5 protein-coding genes are annotated in these 24,867 nt (G+C 54.4%); 1 reads left to right on the top strand and 4 read right to left on the bottom strand.

Going from position 1 to position 24,867, the window contains the following annotated elements:
- Positions 1-49: 49 nt before the first annotated feature.
- The 4 genes from H6629_17820 to H6629_17805 form a co-directional block, all read right to left on the bottom strand.
- Positions 50-7,246, bottom strand: coding sequence for a hypothetical protein (locus H6629_17820; GenBank protein MCB9069646.1), 7,197 nt, complete (start codon positions 7,244-7,246; stop codon positions 50-52).
- Complete coding sequence (locus H6629_17815) at positions 7,147-8,949, bottom strand: hypothetical protein (protein ID MCB9069645.1); 1,803 nt, start codon at positions 8,947-8,949, stop codon at positions 7,147-7,149. Before H6629_17815 ends, H6629_17820 begins: the two co-directional genes overlap by 100 nt.
- A 212-nt stretch (positions 8,950-9,161) precedes the next feature.
- The gene (locus H6629_17810; protein MCB9069644.1) at positions 9,162-9,575 is read right to left on the bottom strand and encodes a hypothetical protein; all 414 of its coding nucleotides are present in this window, start codon (positions 9,573-9,575) and stop codon (positions 9,162-9,164) included.
- Between the two features lie 73 nt (positions 9,576-9,648).
- Complete coding sequence (locus tag H6629_17805) at positions 9,649-21,210, bottom strand: hypothetical protein (protein MCB9069643.1); 11,562 nt, start codon at positions 21,208-21,210, stop codon at positions 9,649-9,651.
- 504 nt (positions 21,211-21,714) lie between these two features.
- On the opposite strand from H6629_17805, the gene H6629_17800 reads away from it, so the two are divergent.
- Positions 21,715-24,663: an OmpA family protein gene (locus H6629_17800; protein ID MCB9069642.1), complete on the top strand. Its 2,949-nt coding sequence runs from the start codon at positions 21,715-21,717 to the stop codon at positions 24,661-24,663.
- Positions 24,664-24,867: the final 204 nt, after the last annotated feature.

The following is a 24,867-nucleotide window of genomic DNA, read 5'->3' as shown; positions in this document are numbered from 1 at the left end:
AATTAAAAAAACGGGCACAGAAATCTGCGCCCGTCACAAAGCAATCCGATCAAATTTTAGGAAAATGGGTTGCGCCGTTCGGCGATATTTTCTGGATGGCGTAACCGCGCAAACGACCGTTGCGGAGCGCATCCGTCCACTGGAAAACCGCGCGGCGGCGAACCACTTCGCTGCGTAAATCTTCCGGACAAACCATTTCAACGCGGCTGGCTGCCGGTCCCCACGCGAATCGGGCGCAATCGACATATTCATTTTCGTTAAATTGCTGGCGCCGCAGCAGCGCGTATGCTGAACCGGAAACGGGAATCACCGGTTCCGAAACGATATCGGTTTGCAGCAGCAAATTTACCGGCTCGATGCCGTCGGTGATCGCCAGTTTGAATTGCAGCACATCGCCGGGCGCAAAGTGGAACGGCTGGTTGTTGCGTTGCAATTTCTGCAGCGAAATTTGCAGTAATTTGCCGCTCTGTAAATCGACGAACGGCACCACTGAACCGTTATCCAGCACCAGCGAAATGGTTTTGGCAACGCCGCTGCTGTCCACCTGCTGCACGGTCAGGCGACTGGTCGCGGAGCGATTGTCGTCCCAATCGAAGCGCAGCGCAACACGGCTGTCGGGATTGTAAATCCGCCGGTCGGCTGCCAGCGTTACTTCGTGCAATTCCTGATCGTCATTTGGAAGTAGCACTTTCACATTCACCGCTGCATGCGCCGATGGCGATGCCAGACGACGGTTGTATTCCGGGTCCTCAAAATGGATGAAATTCGGTTTCAGCGGCAGCGGCAACTCGCTCCGGTCGATGGTTCGCAGCGGGAAAGCGAGTGTTTGCGAAAATCCATCTGTCGCAGATGCGTAACTTACTTTTGCGTTTGCGGCGATCGTCGATCCGTTCGCTTTGCGTTTGACCAGTGTTTGCAGATGTTCCAGCGTTTTGCCGTCGCCCGCATCTTTCAGCGTAAAAATGAACACATTTTCGAGATCGCCGAATGTTCCCGGCGCGGTTGGCGTTATGAAATCGAACGATTGATCGCCATCCGCGAGCGACAGCGCAATCTGCCAATCGCTGATCTCAAACGATTCGCTGTGTCCGGTGAGCCGGAAAACGAGATTGCCGTCCCAATCCTTATCCACCGCGCCGTTGCGCGGCGCAGCGAGTTGCATCTGCAATCGCCGGGCGGGGAAACTGCCGCATTCGGCGAAAAATGCTTCGTCCACCGGCGATTCGCTGACCAGCACATTTCTGCGCGGTTCAAAATAGCTCGCCCAGGTTTGCAGCGCCGTTTCGACAGAGCGATTGGCAGGCAACGGCACCGGACGCGGCACGCGATGCTGCACCGGAACGCTCCCGGAAACAAGACTTTCGCCGGATTCCGGCGCAGCAGCGTCGAAATGCAATCCGCTTTGGCGCAGCAATTGGTGGCGCAACGCCAGCATCGTGCCGGTGCGATTGCCGGTCAACAGAAAGCGCAGCGCGCCGGGCAACACCGGTTGCCAGCGGTCGATCGAATTGGCGTTGCCATCGGGATTTGCCAGATTTTCAGCGCGAAACGCAGGCATCGGCGGATTGGCGATCACCGGCAAAAAGCTTTTGATCGCCGGTGCACGGAAATTCGGCGGCAAACCGGCAGTCGGTTTTTCCGATGAAATTGCTGAACGGAATTGCACAAAATGTTGCGGTGCCTGCCACCACAGCGTCATCGGCGGATTTTCCGGCGCATCGCTGGCGGTGCCGAGCACGGCGGTTTCGGCGTCGGCGTAATTGACGCTCATTCGCAGCGCGCTCATGCCCCACGGCCACGCGCCGTTTTCCGGCGACACCGGACGATCCGGCAAATACAGCGGCTGCACGCCATTAACCTGTGGCGGCGCTAATTCAAAATTTTTCAACGATTTCGGTAGTGCGAATCCGGCGAAATTGCCCTCGCGGAAACGCAGTTGCTGCACCGCCGAACGGATGCGGAACACCCGTTTGTTCAGCGAGTCGTAGAGGCGAATACCCGGCACAATTGCGAACGAATAGGTGGTGACCAGCGGTGCTTCGGCTTCCACAGCGTTGAGTGATTTGCTGCGGATTTCGCGGTAACGCAGCATCGCCAATGGCGAATCCGGACTTTGCCGTTCATGGATTTTTGCTGCCCAATCGGCACTTTGGCTGAAAATCGCAGCTTCGGCGGCAGCCGGCGGCGCGATGCTCGGATCCACTTCCCAGAAATGGCTGGCAACGGGCGTCAGTCGGCTGGTGTTTCGGTCGAGACAGAGCAATTCTGCGGCGATCAGTTTCAGTGTCGCTTCGGCTGGTGCCGGACGAAATTCCAGCCCGAGATACGGACTGACCGCAAAACTGAGCGGGAATTTGTTGGTTTTGCCGTCCTGTTCGTTCACTGGCGAAACCACGGTTGCAGCCGGAAACAGGCGGATTTCCCCGGCAGTTTCTTCCGGTGATGCCAGCGCGGAGGTGAGCAATTGCAACCCGGCGATGTGCCAGCCATATGGCGGCGAATCGTTCGGTGCAACACTGCTAACGCCCTGCGATTGGAGCAGGCTGCTTTCCCGCCATAAAATCCGCTGTTGCAATGCCGGTTGCGGATTTGTGGCCGATTGCGGCGGATAATGGGTGCGGAACGTGTCGAATGCTTTTTCCAGCGCAGCGGGTCGACTCAGTCGTGCTGGCGTATCCGGCAGCGCAGCGGTGACGCTCTGCAAAAATGTCGCGCCCGGCTCGGCAATGGGATGTTGCAGCCGGAACCAGTTTTCCTCCAGCGATGTGCTGTCCAACCGTGCCCAACTGCGCATTCTCGCGAGATCGAATCCCGATACGCGAATGCGCTGCGGCGCGGCATTCGCCCAACTGGTGAGCGCCAGCGCCAGCGGACTGAGTTCTCCGGCGGTTGCCGACTGGCGATTGAGGTGCATCCGTAGCAGCGGATCGATTTGCAACATGCTCACCGCATCGTCAATTGGCGTGGTTTGGTCGAGTAAATCGTCGGTTTTTGGCTGCAATCGACCCAAAAACGGGGTGGTGAAGAACAGCCACTTTGGTGTCGCTGGTTTCGATGGCAAAAAGTCGTTCGGGCTGCTGAGAATGCCCATCTGGCTGCCGTTCGGAAGAAATTGCAGTGTTGTGGCGGCGGCGTTGCGCACTTTTTCCTGCCGAATCCAGTGCGGGGCGCTCGCCTCGACTATCAGCGTCCGGGATTCACCGATCGATTGCCCGGGTAATTTGTCAATCTCGGAGATCAGCGCGTTGTGAAGCCCGTCGCCGAGATAGCCATAGTTGATCTCGCCGAGCCTGCCGACGCCGCCCAGTGGACTGATGCTGCTTTTGTCGCCGATATCCTGCAGAAATTGTTTGAACATCGCCGGAAGCACCAGCCGCACTTCCTGCAGCGCAGTCCAGCGGCGATCGTTTTGCACGACAAATTCCTGAAAAGCGGCATCCGGCAGCACGTTGGTCAATTGGTGCTCGACGACCGCCAGAAATTGCCACGGCTGGTTTTCTGCGAGATTGAACAGCAATTCCCCGGCACCTTCAACCAGTTGATTCAGCGGAATATTGTGCTGGTTGAGCAAAACCCGCATCGAGTGACGGGTGTGATTCAACGCGGGCAAATCCGCAGTTTGAGCCGGCGGCAGATTCAAAATAAAATCGTCTTCGATGATGTCCAACGCCATCGCCTGCGGCCAGGAAATCAGGTTGCTGACCTCCAGAAATCCGTTGAGCACAAACGACTCCTGCCAATTTTGGTCGATCCATTGGGCGGTGTAGCCAAACGTAATTTGTCCCGCGGACGAGCCCAAAACCGGCGTTCGGGTGAGTTGCGGCGGCATATTTTGGCGCTGCAAAAATTGTCCCCAACCGGTGAACAGCAGCATTTCGACAAACGATGAACGCAGATGTAATGTGTGCAAGCCGCCGCTTTCGCGAGAAACGGTGAACGACAGCGTAACCATTCCCGGCGCAGTTTTGCCGGAATTCTGGATGTGCATTCCCGGCAAAATCTGCAATGCGGTGTTTTGCGTCGATTGATAATCCGTCCAGCGGAATTGCAGCGAATTTTCCCGAAACACGAGCGCGGTTTCGTCCGGATGCGCGGGGGTGTTGAGTTGCAGATCGCGGAACAGCACGCCGTTTTCCCAAACCACATCGCCGGTTTGCGCGCCGGTGGCGTAGCCAAGCAGGTGGAATCGTACCAATGCATCGAACGCCAGCCGGTTGCGATTGCCCAGTTGAATTGCCAATAAAATTGAAACGCTGTGTTGTGCTGATCCGCTGGCAACGTCGATGGCAAGCTTCAGCGATTTTGGGGAAATCGCTGCGGGCGGGTCGTCGGGCGTAAATTGAAATTCGGAAATCTGCGGGTTTTCCGGTGTTGCCGAAAAGGCAATGGCTTCCGGCCAGTCGAGTCGCCACTCCTCGCCAAAAGCGTAAAAATGCAGTCGTACCGCATCGATTTCGATGGCTGAGCCGTCCGCGTTGCGACGAATCTCGCCGAAAAAGAGGTGCGGCGCATCGCTATTTTCGCCTTCGCTAAGCGCCAGCGGCCATTCGCCGGTATCGGAAACCAGCGCAATTTCCGCAAAGGCCAGCGGCGTGTTCGGTGCCGTTCGACGGAAAATGATTTTCGCTGCGTTGCTGAAATCAACCATTTCTTTTTCGCCCGGCAATGGCAACTGGATGCGCCCGATCATCTCAATTTCGGCGATCTCGTCGCCGTTGAGCGCCAGTTTTTCCAGCGTCAGCGGATAAAAATGGAGATTGTAAATGGTTAAATATTCAGGAATTAGCGCACTGTTGCTATCCTCGCTGATGCGCCATTCGTACCCGTTGAGATAATTTCGCTCCCGGGAAAGTGCCTCGGGATCGTTGATGTCATCGGCAAATGCCGACACAGTTTTGCTGCGGTCGAAAATGCTGCTGTCCGCCGCAACCGGCAGATCGCGGAACCAGATTTGCCAGCTCGCGCCATCGTGGATTTGCAGATCAATCGCCTGTTTTGCGGTGGTCAAATCGAATGCGGTTTCCGCTTCGTGCAATTTGACGCGTGTGCGGATGAACGCCATTTCGACAACACTCGCGGCGCGCGCCAATCCGCGCTGATCGACAAATTCGCCGTTGCTGTTGCGATGCGCCGCCATGCTGCCCGCGGTGATTTCCAGCGGATTTTCGGCAGTCGAATCTGCATCGTCGAGCCGACGGATGGTTTGCGCATCCACCGGGACAAATCGTCCGGAGATGCCTTCGAGCGCGGCTTCGGTTTGCAAATCGATGCTCACCGCCCCGTTTTGGCTGTCGGCGATGGACAATTTTCCGGGGAATGCACCCGTTTCCAGCGTCGGCGAAACCGGCCACACAAACGGTTCGATCAGGTGGCGAATCAGCGTCGCATCGTCATTTTTGAGAAACGCGGCAATCGCTGATGCGCGGGAAAGGCTGGCTTTTTCGGTCAATTCCTGCCAGAAATCCGCAAAAGTTTCGCGGGTGAGCGGCGTTTGCGGCTGCAGCACCGGCGCGTCGGGATTGTCTGCGTCGGCAGATTGCTCATCCTGCGATTTCGGCAGTTGCGCCAACGCGTTGATTTCGTCGGTGTAGGGCATGTCAAACCGGAATTGGGCGGGCAGAAAATCGTCGGCAAGCCCGGTTTCGTCGGGATTTTCCCGCGGATCGAGGTGTAATCCCGGCAGTGACAGCGCGGTCAGCGGCAGATCGAACAGCGATTTCCATTCGCTCGCCGCTCCGGCACTGCCCAACAGCGCCGGCCATTTTGCGGCTGCGTCGCTATCCGGCACGCCAAAAGCCCAGTCCGGCGATGGCACGGGAATATCGTCTTCGACAGCGCTGAGCAACTCGAACGGCACCAGTTGGCGGCTGGCCGCCGGATAATTCGGCGGCGACTGGTTCTGCGTCAGCGGCAGCGCCTGCACCATCGGCAAATTGGGATGCCGCCGCCAGATCAGCGGAAGATAATCGCCGAGCACCGATTCCGGCAATACGCCAGAATCAATCAATTTTTGCAATACGGTGATTTGCGCCGCCAGTCGATACGACCAGTTTTGCAAATTTGCGGACAATTGCTGATCACTTCGCGCGGCGAAAACCATCTGCGCCAGCTCAAAAACAATCGGTGAAGGGAACAAATCATCATTTTGCACGCTTTGCAGCGGCACCGGTTGCAGCCCGGAAACCCAGTTGTCCATGTCCGGCAGCGCATCGCATTCGGTCGGTTTCCCGCTGCTCAGCCAGAGCAGTCCGTTGATGGCAACTTCCGGCGAATCGGCGGTGAGCGCCATATCCGCCAGCGCAAATCCGCTGCCGTTTGGCGACAGCACCAGCGTTCCGGAAATGGATTTCGCGTTGATAAATGTGAGATTCCAGGCCTGCTCATTTTGCTGCGTGTTGAGCACATCTGCGGCATCGTTGCCGTAACTGACCGCACCCTGCGACAGCGCACGCGGCGGCGCAACCGAGAGCAAATCGGATTGGGCAACTTTTGCATCGAGAAAAATTTGTTCGGTCAAATTGAGCACGGGAAGCTGCGCCCAGCCATCTTCCAATGGCATAAATCCCCATAAAACAGGGGTTTGCAGCGGTGTTGCCTCGTCCCATTCTGGCACAGATTTCCCCAAAAATTCGCGGAGCGTGCGGGGCGTTTCCACCGGACTGTACGCCATTTTCAGGTTGGAAAAGGTGAATGCCTCGCTAGTTGCGCTGTTCGAATCGCGCAAATATTGGTAGCTCATTTGCCCGGATGTGGCGGGAATTTGCGAATCTGCGTCGAGCAAAATACGCAGTTGCCCGTTGCCGTCCGGCTGGATGACCACGTTGTCCGGGATGATCCGCGCCAGCGATCCGGGTGGATTGGCGCTGTCATACGCCTGCTGATCGGTCATCAGCAAATTGAATTGCCCGCGCTCGAATCCCACCGGGAATTCGGTTGCGGCGGCGTTTTGCGGCCACGGAACGATGGGCCAAAATAACCTCGGCACCGCCATCGGATTGGTGATTTCCAGCGTCATCCAATTGGGCACCGGTCCGCTGCCGGCGTTGCCATTGAGCGGGTGGCGCGGGTTGACGTAGCGGCTCAACCGTCGCCATGCAGCGATCAACTGATTTTCTTCGGCAACAGTCAGCCGTTCGTATTCGACAGTCAGCCGGTAACCGGGAACGGGCGAGCTATCCGGCGCGGGATCGGGCAGCAGCCGGGTGAGCAAAACGGCGCGGTGACCGGTTGGGTTTGCGGTTCCCACGGCAACGTTGCGCTGCCATACAGCGACAATCCGCTGGCATGTGCGGAAATCAACCCGATAAAACGATCCGGTTCTTCAGCCGGTATCGCGGCAGCTAAATTCAAGTCTGTGAACAACTTATCGCGCGACTGATCGACGGCTTCGAGTACGTCCAGACTGATATCACCGGCCAGCATTTTGAACGATTCGCCGCCGATATCGCCACCGCGCCACTGTGCCGGATCAGCCTGCAGCATCACCAGCGTCAGCTCGCCGCTGCGCAATTTTTCATCGATTTCAAGCTGCGTCAAATTAACCGGTGTCTGGATTTCCGGCGATCGCTGCCAGCGAAATTCCGGCGGAGTGCCCGCGCCGTTGGGCGTCACCTGCAAGCTTTTCACCGCGCAAACTGCGATGATCACGCCGGGCATTGAAAGTGGTTCGCCGCTGTTATTCTGCACGTTGTCATCCACAAAAATCGAGCGGAACAGCGTTTCGTTTTGTTCGAGCATTTCCGTGGAAATTTGTTGTGTTTTTTGCAGGACATCGGCTTTTGCCTGCCAAAATGGTCCGTCGATGGTGATATCCTGCAATATCGCCAGTGGGATCGAATCCATCCACAATTCGATGGCATCATCGCTGTCGCGCTCGTTCATCCATGCAACGAGCACTTCGTTGGCGTCGAACGCCGCCATAATTGGCGTGTCCTGCAAATGATCGTATTCGTCGGTTCGGGCGAGATCGCCGGGCAAATTGGCGGTTTCGTCGCGCCAGTCGTCGAACAACGGCTTTTGGAAATAGTGGATGCGGTCTTTCGCGTTCGATGAATGGATGCGATACACGACGTGCAAATTACCCGCGCCGTCGATTTGCAGCGATGGCGCAACGTCGTCATCACCGGTTGTGGCGGAAATTTGGGTGTGCGACCAGCTATCATTCGCAGCATCGTATGTGGCGTGAATGAGCGGATGCCCGCTGGATTCACCGAGAAAAACGAGTTGCACATTGCCCTGCGCATCGCTGACCGCGCCGGAAATCTGGTTGCCTTCAACTTCAGGATTTTCAAGTATTTGCGGCGATGCCATTTCGCCATTTCGGAATCGGCGGGAGTGGATTTTTTGATCCTCGCGCCAGATCAGCAGCAGGTCGCTGCCCGTCGCAGCGATGCGGTGATATTCGGCGGAACTGCTCAAATTGTCGTTCGTTACTTTGCCCTGATCAACCCAATCGCCGGTGTCGCCGGGATTGCTGACCGCGCCGCTGTAAAAATGGATATTGCGTTTGCTGCCATCCTTTCGAACGATGATTCCCCAGATGCCGTCGCCGCCGCGCGCCAGCACCGGCGCATCAAATTTGGCGCTGCCGCCATCTTCGACGAGCTGTTCCGTGCCCCACGAAATGCTGCCGTCCGCGTTGAAGCTGCCGAGTTTGAACATCAATTTTTTCTGATTGACCCACGCAATTGCAACCCTGTCGCCGGCGCGGTCAAAAAATACATCGTACGCATTGCCGTACTGGCTGGATGAATTGGCTGCGCTCGTCGCTTCGATTTCCGTCGTCGTTGCCAAATCTGCAATGGTTTGGGCAAATCGATAATTCAGCTGCTTTTCGCTGCCGCTGTCCGCCCAAAACAGATAATATTGTCCGTTGCGTTTGAAAATTTTTCGCTGATAATATTTTTCAATTGCAGCTTTGCTTTTCAGATCGTTCAAAATTCTCGGCATTTCAAAACCTCCGGTCGATAGAGGGGTTTTTGTGGTTTCGTTTTCTTTTTTTTGCCGCAATGGCGCCAAGTGCGCAAAGGTTCTATTCGGGAGATCCCTGCCTTCGCAGGAATGACAGAGTTGGTCACCCCTGCGAAGGCAGGGGTCTCCCGCCACATTCAAACGAAGTGAAACATTATCAGGCTTCGCGTCCTTCGCGTCTTTGCGGCAAATCAATTTATTTTACAAAGTTTAGCCGTCAACGGAACGGGATCGCCGGGTGCTGCGCTGCCGCGTCTGGCGCGGAGGAGCAACTCACGCCCCTGCAATCCTTTTTGCTGACTGGTGTCGTATAATCGCTGGATGGCGACTTTGTCCGGCTGTCGCGAAAATGCGTCCTGCAGCGCGCGCCCTTCGGCAAGCATCATCAATCCGTGATAGCGAATCTGCGCTTTGCCGATGAGTAATTTGCCCGCCAGCAGCGGGTCGAGTCCTGCGATATCCGGGCGAACCGGCAGCGTAAAATTGACCGTAACGCTGCCGCCGATTTCGGCAGAATTTCTGCAATCACACTGTTGAATGGCGTATCGCCGCTCAACGATTGCAGCGCAGCCGACTGCTCGTCGTTCGCGATTCTGCCGCGCCATTGGATGCTGTTATCCGTAATTGTCAATTGGTCGCGCAAAATAGCCGGTAAATCCGCCTGCTTTGGTCGGTCGATTAGCCCCGGAACGCGACGGTTGTCGCGCAGTCTTCGCCAGCGTTGGTGATCAACTGGGCAACGGCGTTGCGGAACGCCGTATCGCGGGACACATCGCCGATAATTTCCTGCAGCGCGGCGAGTTCGTCCGCGTTCGGAGCAGCGCCAATCCAGGCCACTTCGCCGGGATTGATTTGCAATTTGCCAATCACCGCAGCGGGAATTTCCGGCGAAATCGACTTGCTTATCTCTATATTTTCCAATTGGTTAATTAAATCAATTACAGCGGTTAAAAACTGCGGCAACTGCGCCCATTTGCGGAGCGTCTCCGCTTCGGTGTCGTTCATTTCGCCGGTCCAGGTGAGCGCGGTGTATTGCGCGCCGCTGCTACCGGTTTCAGTTGTGAACGCCAGTTTACCGCTGTCCGCGATAATTTTGGGTACCTGATCCAGCCCGAGCGGGGCAGAAGCGGTCGACAAATCCACATCGGTTACGCTGGCTGCAGCATCGGCAAGTCGCTGAATCGCAGTTTTGAACGCAACATCGCCGGGCAACGCCAGCAGCGCGTCCCGTTCGGCGGTGCTCATTTCGCCCGTCCAGATCAGCGGACAATCCACCGGTTCCGGGAAATCGATCAACGTTGCAACCGGCGGCGGCACGCTGACCACCGGCGCAGTGATCGCCGTGCGGCTGTTCCAGCTTTCGAACAAATTGAGGATCACTTCGCGATCCTGAAAATCGCTGAGCAGCGTGCGCAATTTTTGCTGATCCACCGGATTCGGGAATTTCGTGAGCAGTTCGTCGAGCTGCGGCTGGCTGAGCGGCGCACGGATCGCCAGTTGGCGCGGCAGCGCAAAATTCTGCGCAAAACCGGCAGCGGCGATCTGCGACATCAGGTTCTCGAACGCGATGCGGAAATTATCGTTCGGCGGCAGACAGGCGTTCATCCGGTCGATCAGATCCTGTGGCGGAATTTGCAGCGTGTCCGCGCCTTTCCAGCGCAGCAATTGCGCAGGTTTGTCGATCACCAGATTGCTTAAATCATATTTGATTTCCGCGCCGATATTGTCCAGATCGATCACCGGTTGCACAAAAACGCCGCTGATAATCTGGGTCGTCACCGTTCCCGGTGTGATGTTCGGATCCGCTTTGATCGCGTCGATCAGCGCCGAAATCGCCTGCCGGAACGGATTGTCACCGTCGAGCGCACGGAGCGCATTTTCCTCGGCTGCGCTCAGCGTTCCGGTCCAGTTCAGTTCCCAGCGGGCATCCGGATCGGGCGGGGAAATGACAACAATTGCCAGCTTCGGCGGCAGACCATTCGATCCGGGCAGCGGGCGCGGCGGCTCAACATAGCTGATGTCGCGAGTGAAATTTTTATTATTGTAATGATTGTTCAACTGCGTCACCAGATTGTCCACACCGGCGCGAAACGCGGGATCGTTGCCGACTTCCAGTGCGCGAATTGCGGCTTCCTGCTCGGGATTGGGATTGCTCCATTTGAGCACCCGCTGCAAATTCGGCTGCAGTTGAATCGAAAAATTCGGGATGGTTGAGGCAATCGTAAGCCCAAAATTAACAGTTGTTTGGAACGTAACATTTTTGATGGCGGCAATCAAACTGTTGATGCCGTTTTTGAAATCCACATCACCGCTGAGGTCGCGAAGTGTGATCTCCTGCGCCGCAGAAATCGCGCCGATCCAGCTCAGCGTCCATTTCGGATTCGGATCGGGCGGATAGGTGACCGCCATTGCAAATTTGCCCGGAACGATGAGTGTGTCGGGATGCGGGCGATCGGTCGGCGGTGTGTACGGTGCGGTAAATTCGATATTTTGCGAACTCATTTTGGCGATCAGCGCAGTCACGGCATTCTGGAAAACCGGCAAATCGGTGCGGTAATTCTGCAACGCCGATTTCTGATCCGGCAGCATCGCACCGCGCCAGCGCATGGCCAGCGTTGCGTTATCCGCATCGCGGATCGTGTCGATCTCGATCTGCTGCTGTAAATTTGCGGGCAAATCGCGGGCTTCCGGCAATTGCGGGTAGCGCAACTTCGCCAGCAATTCCGGCGACAGCGAACCGAGCGACGGACCTTGTGTGAGCGTCACCAATTTTTCGCCGTTGGCGATTTGCATCTGCGAGAGCAGCATGTCGCGATCCGCAGCGGTGAAAACGCCATCGACAATCAGCGTGTTGTTTTCAAACGACAGATGCGGGAATCCCGGCGGAATCGCGTACGTCTTGCTCAATTCAGCGCGGGTAAATTGGCGCAGCGGGAAGCGCAGCAGAAAATCACCGAGCGGGTTGTCGCTGTCCGGCGCAACCAGATTCGGGTCACCGGCGACAAAATTTTCACCGAGCTGCCGCCGGATAAAGCGGTTGTTTTCCGCATCGTACAGCAGTTCCGTTTGCACCTCGATGTTGCCGCTGAATGACTCGACGATCTGGTAAACCGTTTCGGGATCCGGCAGCGATGCCAGTTTGCGGCGGTCGGTCAAATTGTTGAACACGTGCAGCGTGTTGCCTTCGCGACGAATCACGAACAGCCGTTCAAACTGCGCATTTTGGATTTCCCAGCGTTCTCCGGCAATGGTTTGCAGCACCGTTGCATCTTGCGGTAACTCGAAATCCGCTGCGGAAAATGCATTTCGCAAATCGTTGGAAATCAACAGGTTATCCAGTTCGTCAACAAATGTTGTTCCGATGGTGAAACCGGCGGAATCGGGCTGTTCGTACGGCCAGCGCGACTGCGCATCGGATTTCAGCGCATCCCAGAAATTGTTCAGCAACAGGTCAATTTGTCGGAAACGAATGCTGCCGCCGGGCAATTCCATGCCCTCGCTCAGCGCCACCGGATCGGGCGAGCGATACTCGAAATCCTGCTGAACCGTTTCGTTGACCGGCGAAACCGTGGTGGCGGTTTGGGCGATCAGCAGCAGCCGGTGCTCGTAAAAATAGGGCAGCGATTGCCATTGCAATACCATCGCGCCCTGCTGGAAATTGCCGATGCGGCGCGGTAAATCGAGGCTTCGGGCGGTTTCCGCATCGTCGATGATCACATCCGCGAAGCTCAACAGCTCGATTTCGTCCGCCGAAACGGTCAGCACGCGGTGGGTTTTGCGAACCACAAATTGCTGCTGTCCGTCGCTGATCTGCCACTCATCCGGTTCACCGGCGGTGACCGTAGCGCTGTTGGAGAGGAAGAAATTGTGCTGCTCGAAAATCATCCGCAGCGCGTCGTCGATTTCGGCATTTGCCAGTTTCGCGGCAATTTGTCCGTTGATCATCGGGATGTGATCGGGCTGATCCGGGTAGCTCGCCGGAATTTCCGGGAACCGGTTTTGCACAAATTGAATGCCGATCGGATCGATGCCCGCGAGGTTCGCCAGCGTTTCCGGCCAGTCTGCAAATGCGAATCGTCGCAGCAGCGTAAAGGCAATCTGGCGGAAAGCCAACTGCCGGAAAAGGGTCTGGTTGCGTTCGATGAGCGCCTGTTCCGGGTGTTGCGCAACGATCACTTCCCAGGTTTTGCCGGGTGCGCTGGGTTTGCCGGGAACCGGATCTTCGTCCAGCCTGCCACTGCGCAAAATGACCGGCATCGCCACCGGTTTGGTGCGATCGAGCACCACATCCAGCGCGCCGTCCTGCGGTTCGGGCGTGGCTTCCGGCAGCAATTTGAAATTTTTCTCCAATTGGAATTTCAGCGTTTCGGCTTCGAAAACCTGCAAATCGTCGGTTGCCTGCGCGACGGTGTACATTGAACCGTTGCTGGCAATCGTCCATTCGTGGCGATTCTGTTGGGAAATTGTTGCCGTTTTCAGCAGCGATAAGCCATTGTTTTCAAACGTTTTGATGAGCAAATCCGACACGCGGGCGTCGCGCAAATCGATCAGCAATTCATCGATGCGCGGATCCGGGAAGAGCGCCGGCGATTGCCGCAAACTTTGCCAGAGCAGGTCGTATCGTCCGTACGGGCGTATGTAATAGCGCAAATTGTGGGCGTAGCGGTCTTCCAGCAAATGATCGTATTTCAACCGTCTGCTGTCGTCCGGCGTGGCGTAAACCGGGTTGCCCGATTGCGGATAGGCAGTCGCCAGCCACGGTCCGTTTTTGGTGGCTTTTTTGACAGTTTGCGGATTCAAATCCATTTCGCCGCCGTGCTCGAAAAAGCGGTTCGTCCAGCCCAGGTAATCCGGCAGCATCGATTTGATCGCCGGTTCGGCAGTGGGAATCTCGATTTTTTTCGCCGGTGGCGGATCGGTCTGGTTGCTGTTCAGCGATTCCGCATAAAACTTGAACAATCGCCACTGCTTTGCCAGCGTGTTGCTGGCGGGATTTTGGGCAAAATCCGCGGCCAGTGCATCCGCCGGAACGGAGAAATAGCTGGCGAGTTCGTCCGTCGGCGCAAAGCCGGCTTTCGGCAACTCGACCGTACCGTTTTGCAATTCTTTCTCGACTTTCGGCAGCGTAGTGCGACTGCGGAGCAGCAGGGTTGTCGCGCCGTTCAGCGGCAGTGTCAGCACATATTTCAGCGCGTTTCCGGTCGCCGGCGGCTTGATGTCGATCTCGCCTTTGGCAAGTTCAGACTGGTTGACCAGCACGCAGCCATCGGCGGGAATTTCGGAAAACAGCAGCGTGACGGTTGCTTTCGCATCGCCGGAAATGGGCACTTTGGCGTATTGCGCGTCCTGCTGGATTGCCGGTCGAAGGCTGATCTGGACGATGCCTAACAAGCTGTTTTCTTTGGGATTACCGCCCGCTTCCAGGCTGATCGCCGATGACGGTTGGAACAATAATTCGATATGCAAAAAAGTGTCGAAACTCGCCAGCGTGTTGTTTTGTCCATCGGTAACCGGATCGTTGCGATAGGCGAGATATGCCTTGTTCAGCGCTTCCAGCAACGCCGCGCCGGTGATCAGGTCGCCGGTGGATTTGTTGCGCAGCGAAACCGATGCGCACAGCCCGAAACGTTGCAAAATGCCCCATCCGTACGGATCGGGACCCGCATCGGTGATGGCGATCAGGTCGTTGAAATCGTTTTCCTGCATCGGCGGGCTAATCTGCAAATCGACGATGTATGTGGCAGGCAATCGTCCTTCGGGATCATTTTTGAGCACATCGACCAGCTTGCGCAGCGCCGGGTGAATCGTGTCGTTGCGCTCCCCGTTGACGTTGGTGAATCCCGGCCATTCCGGCCAAACCAGATACGAATCGCGCCACGAAAACCACGGTCCGAACGGTGTTTCAGATCCGCGCGGTCGTTCGGCGGGATTGCGCAATCGTTGCAATGTTGTGGGATACCAAGATTCCCACTGACTGGCTGTGAGCGTGTCGGAGGGGGCGAGCAGAAGCTCGTCGGCAGGCAGCATTTGCACTTCCTGTATTTTGCGGATCGCTTTTGCCAGCCGTTCTTTGTCGTCAAATGTGTCGTCGGTATGCGCATCGATGTTCAATTCCAGCAGGTGATAACCGGCGTTGAGCGGCAGCGGATAATCCGGCTGGTCGCCCGGTCCCTGATTCCAGCGGAAGCGGATGCAGCGCAACTCGTCCGGGTGTTGCGTGAACTGCACGCGATTGAGAATGTCCTGTCCGGTGCTGCCTGAGAATCCAAATGATCCGGGTGTGGGCATCGGGAAATGCGCCAGTCCGGGAATCGCGCGCTGATCCTCCGGCGGCAATAGCGGGAATTGGACCGGCTTCGGCAGCCATTCGAGCTGTTCCGGCCGGCGCTCCTCTTTTTGAGCGGCGGGATCGTCGCTTTCCACCCGTAGCAGCAAATTGACCGGCGCGAGCGCGGACGGCACGTCGTTCACCGAAACGGTCTGGAAATAAATATTCCACGCTTCGGGCTGCCATTTTGGTTCGTCACCGGCTGGGAAAATGCCCGCGTCGCGCAACTGTTCCACCGGAATTTCGGCGAAACGCGCTTCGCGGCTACCGCGTGCATCGAGCTCAATTTTAATATCGGTCGGCAACGGACGCGCGTTGCTGGTCGGCAACGATTTGCTCTTCGGACCGCGAGTGGACGCATCCAGCCCGTAACTGCCGACGGGCATTGTGTCATCTTTTCGGAAAATTAATCGATAGGTTTTGACCGGCACCATCGGGCGATCATCGCGAGCGCCGGGTTCGCGCCAGCTCACCCGCAGCGAATGCGGAGTGATAGCAACCGGCGTGATCACATCGCCGCTGTTCTGCAGCACTTCGTCCGGCGACAGCAGGGCATCGGCGATGCGATAGCTTACGGTCAGCTCGCCATTATTGGGCACCAGCGGCGGTTCGCTCGGGTAGCGCGTCGCCACCAGCGACAGCGGACGACCGAGATTCCCGGCAACATCCGCCGGTGTAATGCTATATAAATAGCTGCGTCCGCTGGCCGGCAAATTCGCCTGATCTTCCGGTGTTTCGTGATTGAAATGATCGACCACCTGAAAACGTGGGCGCAAACTGCTCAGCAGCGGATTGCCGTTGGCATCGGTTTCGAGCTGCAGCGCCTCGGCATTTTTGACGGTGTACACCTGTTCCGGTTCGCTGCCGTCCAGCGCGCGACGCCGCACAATATAATGTAATAAATGGTGTTCGGGGTCTGCCTGACAGGTGGTGCAGCCGTCCTCCGGCAGATTTTCCCAGGTCAATTCCCAGGCGATGGCGATGGTATTCGCCGATGTGTAATGCCGCAAATTCTGGAATTGCGGCGAGAAATTGGCAAAATTCGCTGCGGCGATGTTGAATGTCGTCGCGGATTTTTCCGGGCTGCCATCCGGCGATGGGCTTTCCGGCTGAAATCGCTGGCGAATTCGCGGATATGGTAAGCTGTGATTTTCCAAATAGTTCTGCGAAAAATCCAGCCACTCCGGACGATTCACATCGTCGCATTCCAGCCGGAAAACAATGCCCATCTGGAATGCGATGGAGCTGCCGGTCAGTTCCGCGTCGATCTCGCCGGTTTCGCTGATCGCATCGACAAATTCGCGAAAATCGGCAATCAAATCGTGAATCACCATGCTCCGCAGATGATCCGCCTGCTCCACCGCCTGACTTTCCGGCGTGATCGTTCCGTCCGCTGAATAAATGGTTTTGCCATCGTCGAAGGCGTTTTGCAGCGCCTGTTCGTATTCATTTTGGTAATCTTTTTTGAAATACGGCGAGCCTTTGAACTGCTCCACCGCGCCGCGAACCGCCGCTTCAAAAGCATTGTCGGTCGGATTTTGCACCCGCTCATCGATGACGGTTTTAGCCGCCGCCAACAATTCAGGATCGCCAATCGGCTGATTGTTCGCATCGAGCACAAACGCACCGAGCAGATAATCCGCCAGTTTTACGGTTTCGGTGACCGGCTCGGTGTCGTCCGGGGTGCCTTCGCCATAATTTTCGGCGGACAAAATCACCGCGTCCCAGTTCACTTTCCAGTTCACATTCGCGAGATCGTCCACGGTTTCCAGATCGCCGGAATTGGCGTTAAATCGTTGTAAAACAAAAGTTTTGCCGCTATCGGGAATCGTCATCGCAAAATCGTTGGAAACCTCGATCGTATCGTTTGGCGGCACCGGCAAAAATCCCGATTCACCCTCGCCTTTGGGCAACAGCAGGAAATAAGCAAAAGTTTTGCCGTCCGCCGCCGGTTTGTTGATCACCAGCAAATTATAATCCGGCGCATGAAATTCGACCATTTTTCCGGTGAGCGAACTGACCGCTGCGCCCGGTTGTGACGGTCGCGCAGCGCCGTTACCGCCAATGCGCATCGCTGCTGATGGCTGCGATCCAACCCGCATCACCGCCGATTGCGGCGCAGGTTTTGCCGAAACATTTTGGGTAGCGGGATCGATGCCGGGCGTGCCCTCCACATCTTCGGAGGTCAGTCCGGTGTTCAGGAACGGTTGCACCTTGCCGAGCGCGGCGATCACTGCGCCTTCGTTGCTCTTGAATTTGGCGGTGAATTTCATTCCGTGACCCATAAATTTCGCGTAAATCGTGCCCGTTCCGCGAACGCCGGGATCTGGTCCGGTCAGCCCGATTTCGATGCCGGCGGTAAATCCGAGCGTGAAGCTCAGCTTGAATTCTTTGATGATTTTCACAAATCCGATTTTCAGCCCGATCCAGATGATCAGGCGGAATTCGATGCGCATTTCAATGCCGATAGCGCCGTACACAGCAAAATCGTCCTCGCGAACGAGGCTGGTCATGCCGACTAATCGAGCGCCGACCGCCGCAATCGCGTGTGCGGAAATGTTTGCGCCGATCACCGCCGCCTCAAATCCCGCTTCGATGTCCAGCGTCGCGCGCGCTTCCATGCTCACGCCGATCACCATTTCGGTTTCGGAAATGCGGAAAATAAATCCGGCGCGCACCTCGAAAATCACCGGACCGAACAATTGCCGGAATCGCAGCATGTTCGGCCAGCCGAGTTCAAAATGGAATAATCCCGGTTCGATGAGCATCGTTGCGGAAAAATCAGATTTCAAAATGGCTTTGCGGGCGAATTCCGGCAACGCTGGGCGTGCGCCCAAACTCCCGTCCGGATTGGAGGAAACATGCGCCAGAAAACGCTTTTTGCGCGGCGCGAGCAGCACAAATCCGGACACAATCGGGTGAGAGCGCAGATCGTCAGTATTCTCAAAAAAATCGTTGTAATTGGTGTTGATCCAGCCGCGCACCGCCATGAAAAAAGTGAGATCGCTGCGAAACGCCACGATGGCATCAAATAAATAGGCGCAGGGCAGGAATTTTTCGGCACCTTCGTTGTATTTTAGCGGGGAAGGGGAGGCGGAACTCTGGGAAAACATGGCGCGAAACACGATCGTCCAGCGCGGATCTTCGCCGCGTTTTTCCAGATCCAGCGCCCAGTTTTCGACTTTCGCGAGATCGCCGGCGGTTCGCGAACTGTCGCGCAGCGCCCGCACCAGTTTGCCGATGTCGTTTTCGTCATCCGCCTGTTTGATGCTGGTGATCGTGTAGCGATAGCCGAATCCCAACCCGATTTCCCGCAGGTAAATTTCCAGTCGCGGAATCATAAAACTGACTTTCCGGACTTCCAGATAAATGAACCACGCCCGCAGCCAATTGCTGTTTTCGTCGAGTCTGGCGCGCATAAACCCGAACGCCGCGGCGATCACCGGCATGCCTTTCATTTCCAGTTGCCCCTCGCCGAGGAAGCCTTTTTGCAGCTCGTTATCCACAAAACTGACCATTCCAGTGAGCTTGAACGCCTCGCCGTAAATGATTTCCACTGCCAGTTTTTCGAGGCTGATACGCGGGAAAACCGAGCCTTTTTTGGGGATGCCGATATACAATCCGTGAAAATCGAGTTTGGCGCTGTGGGTGTCCTGCCCGCCTTTGGCGAACATCACCTGTCCGGTGAGTTGCAGCGACGGATCGCCGCCGAATTTTTCTGTGTATGCCAGAAAACCGATGGCGCGTAATTCAAATGTGAAGCAGCCCAAAAAGCTGAACGTCACGGGTTCGGGAAATTCGATCAAAAAACCGATGTGCCGGGCAATCACGCTGGCATCGCCGGTGAGCGGACACTCGACCAGTTTGATGGTGATTGCCGAGAGCAACGCCAGCGGTCCGTTGGGATCGTCGATCGGCGTGGGCACGTATTTCGCGCTCCCGGAAATTTTGAAATAGAGGTGATATTTGCCGTCGTCCACAAAATCCAGCCCGAGCGAATCGACCGCGTATTGGAAACGGATATTTTTGGCATCGAGCTGATCAGTATCTTTCAATTGCGCTGCGCCAGCGACCAACAGCAGGTTTCCGGCGGCATTTTGTTTGAACTGCAGCGCGATATCGGCCATCGCATCGCCGACGAGATCAGGCGGTAGCGGTCCGGTGCCGGAGAGCGTGAAATCGAGAATGCGGTTGTCCACGATTTGCATTTGGGTGCTGTGAAATCGGAAGCGTGTGTTGATGCCGTTGAGCCGCGCAGGGTTGTCCAGCACATCCGCGGTCAGGTTGATGCCTTTGGCGGTGACGGTGAAGTTGGTGCTCCGGAAGGTGATCGGTTCCACACTTGCTTTGGTGAAATCCAGCTCCACCGATGCGCCCGGCGCAAGTTTTATTTGATAATTGTAGCCTTTCGTAACCAGCTTAAAATAATGAAACTTACCGCTGTTTCCGTAAGGCACGCCCTTGAATCGCCACATTAAATTCATGTGCTGCAGGGCGGGCAATTCGGGCACGTCACCGAGCAGATCGATGCCATTGTTGTGGTCTATCGCGAACGCGAAGGTTTCCCAATTGAACGCAATGCCCCAGTCATTCTGGAACGCCAGCGCCCCGATTTTTTGGGAAAGATTCACATTCACGGAAACGGCGTGATTGGTGAATGAATAATCGCTTTCCGTGACCGGATCGACCGAATCGATGTTCACAAATTGATCGAAGGTATTGCTTCCGCTGCCGATCCGCAAAAACGGGAATTTGAAATTTGCGCTGTTCAACTGGAAATTCAAATTTGGCTGCCAATCGGCGGCTTTGAACGAACGGACGGTGGTTGGCGATGGTGTCGGATTGGCAAAATCGATAGCTGGCAACGGTGCATCGAATTGCTGCAAAAATTTGGGCAGATTCGATTGACCGCGCGTAAATCTAGTCAATACAGTAGTTACGGGATTTTGCGGGGTGGGGGAGAGCTGCATCACTGGCGGCGCGGTTGCCGGACGATTGTCGTCGTTGAGCAATTCGCGATCCGCATCGCGTTCCCACGCGAAATTGCTGAGCATGCTGAACGATTGCGACGGCGGTAAACTCAGCGCCAGCGTCACTTTGTTTAGCGCATTGCCGACCGGCTGCAGCAACAGCGAAAAGGCATTCGTCCCGCTCGCGGATGTTGCCAGCGACATGCCCGGTAATTTGAAATTGCGCTGGCGATTGGCGTGCTGCCAATCCAGCCGGATTTCCGGAGCTGCGCCGGTGAGAATTTGCAGATTCGCGGTTACATCCACCGCGGCGCTGGTGTCCTGCACATCGTTGCTGAACAGCTTCAGCCAAAAGTTGATATTGGGATCATTCCACTTCAGCCCGAACAGATTGCTGTCGAAATGCACGTCCTGCAATGATAACGTAACTGTATGATTTTCATCGGGTTGGAATATCTGAATTGTCGATTGGTCGAGTTGTAGTGTATCGCCAAGAAATACGAGCCGCACGTTGCAATCGATTTCAATCCCCGGCAATTTCGGGCTGGCAATCGTCAGATGCGAAAATCCGATGCGCAGCTCATTCGTCGCTGGATTCGCCGGATCGCTAACCGTTAATTTTACCGGCATCTTTTTCCAGCGCAAATCCAGCGGCAGTTCCGAACCGTCTTTCGCTGTCATTTCCTGCGCCGGCAACTCGAATTCAACATCCGTAACAAATCGAAACGCGTCAGAGGGATCGTCCACATGTGGGTTGATCACTGTGGTTGGCTGTATCTGTCCGCCGGTGGTGGAAATCGTCAATGGATAGGGATAAATCGTGCGGGATTTGAGCGCCGCTGCCGCAAATCCAAGGTGGGAAATTTCGATTTGATCGCCATTTAGCGTGCCGTCCAAAAATAACGAGGCTTCGGCTGTATCGATCAGGAAAATCTTGGCCATACAAAATCTCCTTATAATGCGTATACGCATCGCTGTACGGGTCAATTGAGCCGGATTTTCATCCGGTAAATGAAAAAATCAGGTGAGAAATACGTGATTGAAATGGATGCTTTTCTGTCGTTAAAATGCTGAATAGTCAGGATTTACAGTTAAAGCGCAAGCGAGAAGGAATTTCAGCCAAGTTTTAGACGGGAAGCGTGAACCACTGTGAACTTAATTTTATATTGTGTGAAATTTTTTGCTAAACATTGAAATATCAACAAATCAGAATAGTTTGTTTGGACGATACTTCGTGTGATGAAGATCATTTTTGCAGCAGTTTTTGTAGGTTTTTTACGTTGATTAGCGATATTTTCTTGGTTGACCTGTCAAAGAATTGCTACATAATTGAGGGTGTTGCCTATTTCGCAAATAATTGCGATATTTAAATGACCTTCTGATATTGCTCGTTTTATACCTGCTCAACTGGTTCGATTTCAAATTAACAAACGATTCGAGGGAAAGATGTCCGTTCAACGATTGAAACTGCAAACCATTTTATGGGTTTTCATTTTTGGGATTTTTATTGCCCCGGCGCAATCTGTGCGAATCGGAAAAACTCAGATATCTGGTGTTGAAACCGGAAATTGGCCGGATTTTCAGGTGCTATTAAATATCGAAAATGTGAAAGATACGCCAATTTCTGCACTCAAAAACTGGAAATTCGATCTGAATTGGGGCGCACAAACCTGTAGCGTTTTGAACGCTGAAAATCCTGAAGCGTGGCTCAATCAACCCAGTCAGGTCATCATGATTGTCGATAACAGCACCTCCATGTCCGGCAAAACCGGATTTGTGGAGCAGGCATACAAAATTTTTATTGATGGTGTTCGGAAGCATACGGAAGTGAGCATCATCCGATTCCAAAAACCGGATGCTACTGAAGCGTGGGGCGCAGAATTTATTGTGCAAACCTCGAATTCACAATATTTTATGAAGGATCAGAACCTGTTTTCGTCGATGACATCGCGGACATTTTTGTATGATGCGACCTATCAGGCGCTCAGTTTTATCGATAATTTTATAGAAAATGGTCAAAAATCAGTGGTGGTGCTTTCCGACGGGCTCGACGTCGGCAGTTCGGTGAGTTATTCGCAGCTCGTGCAGCGGGCAACGGATATGAATATTCCACTTTATTTTATCGATTTCAGCAGCCGGCGCGATCGCAACGACAAAGCCAAAGACCTGTCCTCAGATACCTACGGATTTTATGCCGCATCGAGCAATCCGAAAGAGCTTACAGATATTTATTTTCAAATACTTACGCAAATCAATAATCAAGTGATCATTGATGCAAAATATCCGGTTAGCGGTTCTGCGATTCCGCCGAATGCTGAGTTGTCGATCAATATTTCCGACGAAAACGGCAGCGTTTCCGCAAAGCGGGAAGTAACGATTTCGCCGGACCGGATGGAAGCGTTGCGGTTTCAGAATAATTTGTCGGAACCGCAGCAAATTACGGCATTCGCCGCAAATGCCGCACCGGATCGGGGCATTTACCGTGACGACAACTGGTTCAATCTGGGCGTCGCCGCCATTCGTGAAGGCAATTGGGATGCTGCCGAAACAGCAATCAATTCGCTCAAAAATTCCGGTGATGTGTTTGCTGCTGAGCGCGCCAAATTGCTGAACATCGAACGGGCCGAAGCGCAGGAAGATCCGCAATTGAATACCTTTTATGCGGATTATTATCGCGATCACAGACAGGGCGTTTTCGTTGATAAACTGTTGTGGAAGCTGATTTTATGGCACATCGATAAAAAGGATGATGCGGCGGCGGATAAATGGATTACCGTTCTGCGAAACGAATATCCGTGGAGCAAATATTGTGATGATGCCATGATGTATTTAGCCGGAAAACAGCGCACCGAAAAAAATTATGCTGATGCTGAGAAACTGTATCTGGACATTAAATTATTTTATGATCGCAGCGACCAGTACGGGCAAAGTTTGTTGAAATTATCGGATATGTATCTGGAAATCGGTGAATACGAAACGGCCGAAAATTTCCTGCTTTCGGTGGAAAACCAGTTTGATGAACTTGCCGAAGGCGGCGCGTTGTATCAAAATTTGGCGTTGAGTCAGTATTTGCAGAAAAAATATCTCGAAGCGGCGCGAACGGTGGACCGTTTTTCGCAGCGGCTGCCGGAATCCAGCGAGCTGGCACACTCCAAAATGTTGCAGGGTTCCATTTATGCCACAAATCTCAACCAGCCGGATGTGGGGAAAGATATTTTTGCGGGATTATTCTCAGATGAATCGCTCGATGAAACCATTCGGAATGAAGCGAAAGAAAAATATGATCAGCTTAATTTTACCGGTGACATCGACGCGTTAGGCGAATTAGCGATGAAACAACCGGAAGATCCATTGTTGCAAAAACTGATGCTCGAAAATGGCTGGACGGTCGGTGCACAATTGCCGTTCCGGTTTTTGGAAATTGCAGAAAAAATGATCACTGAAAAAGAATTGGATCCGGCGTTGGAAATTGCGGCAGCTGTAATTCGTGAATATCCGGTGTTGGGCGTTCGTGACCGGGCGTTGTTTTTATCGGCGCAAGCCTATTTGCAGCAGGAAAATTATTCCGCGGAACACGAGATGCTGCTCACTTTGCTGGATGAATTTCCGGGATCGAAACACCGGTTGACGGCGCAACACCAACTGGCGATCAATTATTTGCAAATGCGCAATCAGCGGGACGCGTTGAGCACTTACGAATCGTTGCTCAGTGAGGCGGATGAAACCTTTCCGGAATATGAAGCAGCACAGAAAGAATACAATGAATTGTTGCAAAAAGCGTTGGTTTCCATCCGAGGCAATATTTTAAATATTGATCTGAAAGACATTGGGAAAGTGAATATTTCGGTTCACGAATTGCCATCGGATAGCGTTGTAACTGTTGCAATGGCGAGCGATGGCGGTAATTACAGCGTTGGATTGTCTTTGCGCAAGCGATACACGCTGATCGCCACTGCGCCGGGATATTTGCTTTACACTGCCGATCTCGATTTTCGCGAACAGCTTTCCGCAGATACTGTGGAGCAAAATATTTCGTTGATTTCGATTGAAAAGGGATCGCGGATTCCACTGCAAAATATCAGTTTCGATCTTAGCAGCAGCACGCTCGATGACCAATCGTTGCCGACACTGCGGGCGATGGTGCAATTTCTGAAAGAAAATCCCGATCTTGAAGTTGAAATTGCCGGACATACGGATAATTTGGGCGACCCGAATTTCAACAAAATGCTATCGGTAAACCGTGCGCTTAGCGTTGCCCGATATTTGCTGGAAAACGGCATTTCGCTGAAAAATGTGACCACAAATGGCTACGCTGATACCGATCCGATTGCCGGAAATGATACGCAGAAAGGCCGCGCAACGAATCGCCGCGTTGAGTTGCGGGTGATGAAGTAGAGAGATGTGTGTGGAAAGTATGTGCTCAAACAGTAAAGCGGAGCTTTAATTAAAATGTGCGTTCCAGGCGGGAGCCTGGAACGAGGGGCGAAAACAGGAGCCTGGAACGAGGGGCGAAAACAGGAGCCTGGAACGAGGGGCGAAAACAGGAGTCTGGGACGAGGATAGGTGCTGGAGCACGGAACGAGGGCAGAAGACCCATTT

Source organism: Calditrichia bacterium (assembly GCA_020634975.1).
GTDB lineage: Bacteria > Calditrichota > Calditrichia > RBG-13-44-9 > J075 > JACKAQ01.
This window is presented reverse-complemented; position numbering and strand designations above follow the sequence as displayed.